Genomic DNA, 8,036 nt, shown 5'->3' on the forward strand with positions numbered 1-8,036 from the left:
GCGGGGCGCTGTCCAAACAACCGGGGCCAGCTCTGGCGCATGACCTCATCACCAGCCCGGCCTATGTGGTGATCAAGGCCGCGAACGAGTTCAAGGACAAGACGACGGCCGTCAGTCAGCTCTGGCAGACCGACTTCACCTACCTCAAGATCACCGGATGGGGGTGGTACTATCTCTCGACCGTGCTTGACGACTTCTCGCGCTACATCGTGGCCTGGAGGCTTGGTCCCACCATGTGCGCTTCCGACGTCACAGCCACCCTCGACCAGGCACTCGCTGTATCCGGCCTTGACCACATCGCCGTCGCGCACCGGCCAAGGCTTCTCAGCGACAATGGTTCGAGTTACGTGGCGGACGATCTGGCCAAGTGGCTCGACCAGAAGGGCATGCAGCATGTGCGCGGCGCTCCGTACCATGACCCAGGGAAAGATCGAGCGGAAAGATCGAGCGCTGGCATCAGACGCTGAAGAACCGCATCCTGCTCGACAACTACTACCTGCCCGGTGATCTCGAACGTCAGGTACGGGCCTTCGTCGAACACTACAATCACGTCCGTTATCATGAGAGCATCGACAACCTCACAGCAGCCGATGCCTACTTCGGCAGGGCCGAGGCGATCCTCGCAGAACGAAAACGCATCCGAGGGAAACGATCCATTTTTCCATCATGACCGTGATCCCAAGCTCTTTTTCCGTCTCTATCCTTGCTGCGTTGAGTGCTGCGACCGCTTGCGTTTGGTCGACAAACGAACCCTCCAAGGTGGTGTTCGGAAGAGTAAATAGAGTGTCGTCATGGTCCAGAATCCAGGGAAACCAGCCGTACTCGATCGCATTTGTAAGAAAGTGTTCGTGCGGGTCTGGCCTAGCCTCTTTTAGATCGTACGAGGCAATAAATGTGGGCATCATGGTTGCTCCACTCTGCGGCGCACACGCGGACTTGGAGGCACGCGGACATGACTCGACGCCGTGGAGAGTGAAAACCCGCCGCTGTTCCTGCCGCGCCCACGCTGCCAGTGAAGTTGGCGGCGGTGACTCGGCGCTCACGGCTCCGGAAGCGCTGTCCCCACCACGCGCTGCAAACTTCGGTGGCCAGCCTTCGCCCTTGGATTAGCGAGACCGACCACCTCCCCGAGAGGCTCAATTCCAAGGGCGCTACCAGACAGTATCGCTGAGAACGACTGGAAGCACCTACCAAGATTGGTTGGTGCCGATCTGATGTGGCCTGGGGCAAATGCGCCATGGCGACTGAATTAGATACGATTTTTGATGTGATTGAGCGTCACCGCGAGCTTTCCGCGCAGCACGCCGCCGCGGCATCGGTATCCTCGAAACTTGTCGCAGGTCCCGAGTTTGATGCCGCCGACGCGATCAGCGAGGAAAGAGGGTTGGCTCTCGAGGAGTATGCAGACGTGCTCATCCACTCCAAGCCTACTACGCTTGCGGGCGTAATCGCCCTGAGCCGCTACGTAGCCAGCCTACCGGCTTGGCTGCTGTCTGATGAAAATGATTGGCACCAATCGTTTCTGAGGACGCTGGCGGACGCGGTGGATGAGATCGGTGTGAGGTAGCGCCACCTCTGGAATTGAACCGGCCGGTGCGCGGGAAGCGCAAGAGAGCTATCGCTGAAAGTTGGTGACGGCGGAATCGCAAAGGCGGCACCCCGTGGGGGGGCTTGACGCCTCCACTTCTCCACCGAAGGAGCGATATGCCGTGTCCAACGATAACGTCATCCAGCCGATTCAGCCAGGAATCGTTGACGATCAACTCACAGAAGTCTTGCGCAACGGGGCACGTGCCTTCTCGCCAAGGCGGTCGAGGCCAAAGTCGCAGACTTTCTCGGCCAGCATGCCGATTTGAAGACCGCGGACGGCCACCAGCGCATCGCGCGCCACGGTCACCTGCCGGAGCGCGAGGTGATGGCCGGCATCGGTCCGGTCGCCGTCCGCCGGCCGCGTGTACGCGCTCGCGAGGCGGCCGCTACCTGGGCGCCGGTTCTCTCCGTCGATGCTGCGGCCAACATGCGCCACTCCAAGTCGATCGAGACACTGCTGCCGATCCTTTACCTGAAAGGGATCTCGACCGGCGACTTCTCCGAGGCGCTGCCGGCGCTGCTCGGCAACGATGCTGGCGGGTTGTCGGCATCCGCGATCGGCCGGCTGCAGGACGTCGGATTGACGAGCACGCCGCGTGGCAGAAGCGCGATCTGTCGGCGAAGCGCTACATCTACATCTGGGCCGACGGCATCCATTCCAAGCACCGCCCGCACAGCGCTTCGTCAGACAGATTGTGCATATGTTTGAGGATGAACAGCCCGGCCACGAGCCTCGTTGGCAGCGGCGGCTGGCCCGGCCCGGTGCGACACACCGAGCTGAAGCGCTTCGCCAGAAAATCCCAATCAATCTCCGCCGCAAGCCGCACCAGCGGATGACGAAGGTTGATGATCGCATCCAGAGAAGCCCGAAATAGGTCGTCCTGGCGATCGTCGCGCGGCTGACTCACGGCCCGTTCTCCAACAGCGAATCTTGCCGTCAAAGGAATCACGATCCACCAAAATCCGGTATCCCAAAACGCAAGAAACCGACCCTCCCCCCGGCTTTCTTGCAAAATCGAATACTTGCTCAGGTTAAATCATCGCGACGTATCAATCGCTTCCGAATTCTTCACGGGCGGCTAGCGAAGAATTTGAGGAGCTGATCTCGTCGCAGCGTCTTGCGAAAGATGACGACTCCTGAAACATCCGAGCCATGCACCTTGCCAGTCTCCCGGCGCACCAACTGTAAAGCTAAGATAACGAGGCAGTCGGTACCGGTCGTTATCGCGGTCTGCATATGTCGCCGCATTTCCCGCCAGGTCCTTTCGCGCACGCAAGCCGTTTCCGCCCATCCCTCCGGAAGTGCCGGCACCAACAACCCGAGCGCACAGCTTCAGCGATCGTCTGCATCATCAGTTTCGAGTCCGGCAGGAAAACCGCCCTCCATTTGCCTGTGCAAACATCGCTATTGTTGCTCCGCCGAACCATACGATCGACAAAAAGTGACAGCTCTCAACACACTACCCAGCGGCATAATAAATCCGCTCGCGACTTGACGGTTGTTCGGCCTGGGAAATGCCAGTTCCGAAATACCGCGCGTGGGCGACGTCGAGGATACCGTTGACCAAACTCGAGAAGGTGTACCCGGCGGCTTTCGCGGCCAGGACATAAGACGCGCCGATACCGAGTGCGGCCATCGAGTTGATCTCCAGGACAAAGGGGTGCCCGGAGCGGTCGATCCGGATGTCGACGCGGGCGTAATCCCGGCAGCGGCAGGCGCGGAAGGTCGCAACCGAAATATCCCGCAGTATTGTCGCGAGATTGCTCCCGACCTGCGCCGGGCAAATCTTCTGGGGCTCCACGACCGCCATGTGCATCTTGTCTTCCCAAGTGATAAGACGCGTCTCGCGCTCGCCGAAGTCCTGCTCCACCAGAGGCAACGCCTCAAGCTCTCCGTTTCCCAGCAGGGCAACGCAGATCTCCCGCCCTTCGATGTATTCTTCTACGAGTGCATCCTGCGCATATTGCGTGACGATCACTTCTACGGCCTGTCTCAACTGGGCGGGCTCATATACGAGCTGCAATCCGAAGCTCGTGGATTCATGACGCGGCTTTACTACCAACGGGAAGCACAGATCGCCGGTACTCTCGGTGCCCCTACGCATCACACGAAAGTTCGGCGTCGGCACGCCGCAATCGCGGATGAGCTGTTTGGTAATGGCCTTGTCGAGCGCCAGTGCGTGCCCGAGCGGGCTGGAGCCGGTGTACGGAACGCCAGCCATCTCGAGCATGGCCGGAACGTGCGTGTAGCGGCACTCGCCCTGAATTCCGTACGCCATGTTGAAAACGATCCCTGAAGGGCGGGCTTGCGAATCGGGTGGCATGAACCGCTCAAGCGTCGCGAGCAGTCCTTTATCACCTTCGCACAGCAGCGTGTCGTGGTTACCCTCTTGCAGTGCCGCCACCACGCTTTCGACCGTCTTGCGGCCGTATTTCTCCGGGCAAGGTTGACCGAAGTGGTTGATCACGCCCCTATGATCATCGTTCCACACGACGGCTACCCGCATGAGCTGCTCCCTGTATGTTGCCGGCTTTCACGTTCATTCGCCTGGATTTGGCAGATCGAGAGGGACGGCTCGCCTGGAGTGCCCGCGCCCCAAGGCCAGGCGACGAGCGGGTTCACTCCTTCCAACAAGCGGAAATCGAGATACTTGTTGATTAGCAAAATGCACCCGGCCTGCACCAACAGCAGTTCCGGGAATCGCAGGAAGAGTTCCAACGTGCCTGGCAAACTCGATAGAGCCACGATGATGAGGGCGGCCAACACCGTCGTGAAGGCGCGCCAGATCGCTTCACGGACTCCATTTTGGTCGAGCACTTTTGCGAAGCTTTCGCAGGTCAAACACAAGGCGATAACCGGAAAGAACGCAATCTCACGAAGCCAGGCGATATGCCACCATTCCCCCGCGGTCAAAGGCGCAAACAGCAGCGCTGCCGCCAAGCTCAACAGCACAGCCACTCGCGCGTAACTGTGGTCTGTCTTGAGCAGCGGCCGCAAGGCGACAACGACGAGGAGTACGAACAGCAGGAAGGCAAGGCTGATCGGGATGCTGACGGTATCGAAAGCCATCGCCAACAAGATCGGCCGAAGAAGCCCCAGCACCCTGACGCCAAGAGTGAGGCGAAAGAGTACGACGAAGACAGCTCCCAAGGAGACGAACACCACGCTCTCGGCTGACTTGTGGAACTGGGCCGGTAACTCTGTGAGCGAAACAAAACTCGCACTGATGGACGAAGTCGATAGCATCGGCAGTTTGGCGAGCGCTACGCCGAGCGGCAGGACAAAGAGGCCCACGAGCAACCAATCGGTCTTTGGCGCGGCGTCCGCCGAGGCATTCTTATTTCTGCACGTTTCACTCAAGAGAGCACCTCCACCAGGCCATCACGCCGGGGATCGGCAGCGCCTTTCGCGCTTCCGTCAGTCATGAGTTGGAGCGCGTTGACCGAACCCATCGCAAAATTGAGTCGTGATTTGACGATTGGGATGCGGTTACGGGCGCGCAATCTTGCCAACAGGGCATTGCTGGCTGCCGGCCGCTCGATCCAGACTTTGCGACCGACCAGTCCATGTACGCGAGGCGCCGCCACAGCGTCCGTGATATCCAAGCCCAAGTCGATGACTCCACTTAGGACATGGAGAATTGCCGAAATGATCCGTCGACTGCCGGCGGCGCCCAGTGCCAGGAGCGGGCGGCCGGTGGCGCCCTGTAACACCAGCGTTGGGGCCATGTTCGAGCGCGGTCGACAACCTGGTCCGAGCTCATAGGGGTGAGAAAGGCGGGGACACGTGCACAGATAATTGTTGTAGAGGAAACCCAGATCCCGGTGTGCCACCTTGGCGCCGAACACCGATTGGATAGACTGTGTCAGCACTACAATGATGCCATCTCGATCGCAGACCGAAAGATGGGTCGTATCGCCCGGTTCTTCGGCACTGTCGGTCGCGAGCTCTTTGGTACTTTGCGGCGCCAGGATGCTATCTGCGACTTGCCGCGCGTAATCTTCGCTCAACCGCCCTTGACGCGATTGCGGAATGAGATCATCGGGCAGCAACGGGCGGAGCTCCCGCTCGCGAAAGACGGCGGATGACGCGAGCGCGATCGCTTCGTGCCAGCTATCGTCGGATGACTCCGAGTTTGTCGCTGATATCTGCGCGATGATGTTAAGTGCAAACAAGAGTTGCAGTCCGCCGCTAGGCGGCGGGATGCTGAGAATCCGATGGCCGCGATAGGACGTCGAAACCGGCTCCACCTGTGCGGGCGGACCGCAGCTTGCTAGATCTTCTTCGGTGATGAGACCGCCGGCCGCTCGCATATCGGCTGCGATCTGCCGGGCAATTCCGCCGTGATAGAAGTCCTCGGTGCCGAAATCGGCCAACCGGCGAAGCGTGCCCGCGAGCTCCGGTTGTCGAAACATGTGGCCGATTTCCGGTGGCAGACCGTCTTGGAGAAACAGCTCACCGGCCGGCGATGCTCGCAGATCATCGGCCACCCATCGGGCTTGTCGGTGCTGCAATGGCGTGATCGGATAGCCTTCTTCCGCAATGCGGATCGCTGGCGCCATCACAGTTTCGCGGCTGAGCACGCCGTATTTCCTGTGCGCCCAGTCCAGCGTCGCGGGAGTCGATGGAATCGTGCAGGAGCGATACCCGCGCCGCTGCTGGCCCGCTTTGATCGTGTCGAGCGAAGCGGCTGCGGGCGCACGGGAATGTCCGTCGATGATCCGAATTCGATCATCCGCAAAACGGACGAGCAACACGGTCTGCCCGCCCAGACCCGATGCACTGGGTTCGCACACGCAAAGCGCCCAGGCGGCGGCCACAGCGGCGTCGATCGCGTTTCCGCCGGCGCGCAGGATTTCCACCCCGGCTTCGGTAGCGTTCGGGAAAGCCGTCACCACAGCCTCGTGGCGCTGCCCTACGGAAGCGGCAGGGCCGTCGAGCTCCACGCGCTCCAAGTTGGGCATCAGCATCGCGCGCATTTCGATCTCAGCCTTCGGGCAAATCGTCCAACCAGCAGGCGCCCTCGACGTGCCGCCGGGAAAAGACCTTTCCGAGTTCTTCGGGAATCTTGTTTTGATGATATCGCATATACACGCGGCCATCGGCACCAAGGTCGAGAACCTCGATCTTCCCCGTGTAATGGGACATGATGTATTTGAACGTCTTCTGGATACCGCTGAGACGTCGGTTGATGCCGCGCGCGATCTCTATACCGCGCCGCAGCGAGACCTGAAAGTGCGATGCGCCTTTCACCGGCCTGCCTTGAAAAAGATAATAAGGGCGGACGCCCATTTGGTGACACTTTGCAAAGGTCGCCGCCAAGATTTCGGGATCGTCGTTGACTTTCGCCAGAAGCACGGACTGATTCAGAAACTGCACGCCCTGTGCGCGTAGCGCGCGAATGTTGCGCTCCGCATCGACCGAGATCTCGCCGATGTGGTCGAAATGCGCGACGATCACTGCGGTCTTTCCCGCTTCACTGATCCGCCGGAACAACGCCGGGAGTGCGGGATCCTCAAACCGCCTGGGTGCGAAGGCGACTATTTTTGTGCCGAATCGAATTGACTCCAAGTGCGGGATCGGTAGCAGATGATCAAGAATCTTGCCGAGCTTAGCGGTGCTGAGCACGAACGGGTCGCCTCCAGATAGCAGCACGTTCGTCATCTCAGGATGGCCGGCGATATACTGCGCGACCCGGGCGAAATCGGGCGCGATCTCATCGGAGTCCTTGCCGACGATGCGTTTGCGAAAGCAGTAACGGCAATAGGACGCGCAACGGTCCGTTACCAGCAGCAGACCGGTCTGCGCGTATTTGTGCTGAAGCCCGGGCACGACGGTATTGTCATGCTCGCCGCTGGTGTCAAGACTTCCGGGACTCTTGAACTCAGCAATTGTGGGCTCTACAATGTATTTAAGCTGGTCGTAGTAGCCACTGTTGGTGATCTGATCGCGATAAAAATTTGTGGCGTGATACTGCGTGATGTTGTTGGCTTGCAGCTCACTCTCGGTAATGGCGCGCGCGCCCTCGATGAAATTCATGACCGCGGTGTGCGGCCGCAGGCCGTGCGCGATAGGCCGTGATGAGGTGCGCAAACCCGCGCCTCCGGGGTTGTCAGCATGAACAACTCCTTGTTGATCTTGTGATGAGGACGGTATCTCGACCACCGGACGTCTTCCGGTGGCGACGCGAGCTTGCGCAGATCGGCCTAGCATCTTGTTCGTCATAGCTGATTCTCCCCAGCGCGTGGACCGGAACTGATCCCCGGGCAAAGTCTGGACTAGCAATTGATGTGCCACCAGAGACTCTGTGTAGTTAAGCTTCAATGACAATAGGATGATGCGTCTCTTCTGCGCAGCACGAGACGCAGAGTCGGGTTGCCGACATTGTGTCACCAGCCGGACGCGAGTGAATACTAGTACCCACTTTTCTTGGAACGTGAGTCGT

6 protein-coding genes and 3 pseudogenes are annotated in these 8,036 nt (G+C 59.7%); 3 read left to right on the plus strand and 6 right to left on the minus strand.

The genetic code is table 11. The features are described from left to right. Nucleotides 1-670 (plus strand): annotated as a pseudogene (locus tag IC66_RS0141480) (transposase); the annotation flags it as partial. On the opposite strand, the gene IC66_RS45910 reads toward IC66_RS0141480, so the two are convergent. Then, complete coding sequence (locus IC66_RS45910; protein ID WP_162130962.1) at nucleotides 579-905, minus strand: hypothetical protein; 327 nt, start codon at nucleotides 903-905, stop codon at nucleotides 579-581. The pseudogene IC66_RS0141480 and the gene IC66_RS45910 overlap by 92 nt on opposite strands. 332 nt (nucleotides 906-1,237) lie before the next feature. On the opposite strand from IC66_RS45910, the gene IC66_RS0141485 reads away from it, so the two are divergent. Beyond that, nucleotides 1,238-1,567, plus strand: a complete 330-nt coding sequence (locus IC66_RS0141485; RefSeq protein ID WP_016848551.1) for a hypothetical protein — start codon at nucleotides 1,238-1,240, stop codon at nucleotides 1,565-1,567. Nucleotides 1,568-1,709: 142 nt separating this feature from the next. Continuing rightward, a pseudogene (locus IC66_RS44705) lies at nucleotides 1,710-2,259 on the plus strand (transposase); the annotation flags it as partial. On the opposite strand, the pseudogene IC66_RS0141500 reads toward IC66_RS44705, so the two are convergent. From IC66_RS0141500 to IC66_RS46940, 5 genes and pseudogenes are all read right to left on the minus strand, one after another. Beyond that, a pseudogene (locus IC66_RS0141500) lies at nucleotides 2,247-2,498 on the minus strand (IS5/IS1182 family transposase); the annotation flags it as partial. The pseudogenes IC66_RS44705 and IC66_RS0141500 sit on opposite strands and share 13 nt — an antisense overlap. Nucleotides 2,499-3,050: 552 nt before the next feature. Beyond that, on the minus strand, nucleotides 3,051-4,097 hold the full coding sequence (locus tag IC66_RS0141505; protein WP_038951321.1) for a D-alanine--D-alanine ligase family protein: 1,047 nt from the start codon (nucleotides 4,095-4,097) through the stop codon (nucleotides 3,051-3,053). Next, complete coding sequence (locus IC66_RS0141510) at nucleotides 4,088-4,951, minus strand: 7TM domain-containing protein (RefSeq protein ID WP_014498636.1); 864 nt, start codon at nucleotides 4,949-4,951, stop codon at nucleotides 4,088-4,090. The genes IC66_RS0141505 and IC66_RS0141510 overlap by 10 nt, the downstream gene beginning before the upstream one ends. Next, on the minus strand, nucleotides 4,948-6,570 hold the full coding sequence (locus IC66_RS0141515; RefSeq protein ID WP_014498635.1) for a gamma-glutamyltransferase family protein: 1,623 nt from the start codon (nucleotides 6,568-6,570) through the stop codon (nucleotides 4,948-4,950). Before IC66_RS0141515 ends, IC66_RS0141510 begins: the two co-directional genes overlap by 4 nt. Nucleotides 6,571-6,577: 7 nt before the next feature. Beyond that, nucleotides 6,578-7,630 carry a KamA family radical SAM protein gene (locus IC66_RS46940; protein WP_016848546.1) on the minus strand — a complete coding sequence of 351 codons (1,053 nt, stop codon included), beginning with the start codon at nucleotides 7,628-7,630 and terminating at the stop codon, nucleotides 6,578-6,580. Nucleotides 7,631-8,036: the final 406 nt, after the last annotated feature.

This window comes from Bradyrhizobium genomosp. III, assembly GCF_000261705.1.
GTDB lineage: Bacteria > Pseudomonadota > Alphaproteobacteria > Rhizobiales > Xanthobacteraceae > Bradyrhizobium > Bradyrhizobium ottawaense.

Coding starts and splice junctions, on each gene's coding strand:
- IC66_RS45910 (WP_162130962.1), bottom strand. CDS start 905: ATGATGCCCACATTTATTGCCTCGTACGATCTAAAAGAGGCTAGGCCA.
- IC66_RS0141485 (WP_016848551.1), top strand. CDS start 1,238: ATGGCGACTGAATTAGATACGATTTTTGATGTGATTGAGCGTCACCGC.
- IC66_RS0141505 (WP_038951321.1), bottom strand. CDS start 4,097: ATGCGGGTAGCCGTCGTGTGGAACGATGATCATAGGGGCGTGATCAAC.
- IC66_RS0141515 (WP_014498635.1), bottom strand. CDS start 6,570: ATGCGCGCGATGCTGATGCCCAACTTGGAGCGCGTGGAGCTCGACGGC.
- IC66_RS46940 (WP_016848546.1), bottom strand. CDS start 7,630: ATGAATTTCATCGAGGGCGCGCGCGCCATTACCGAGAGTGAGCTGCAA.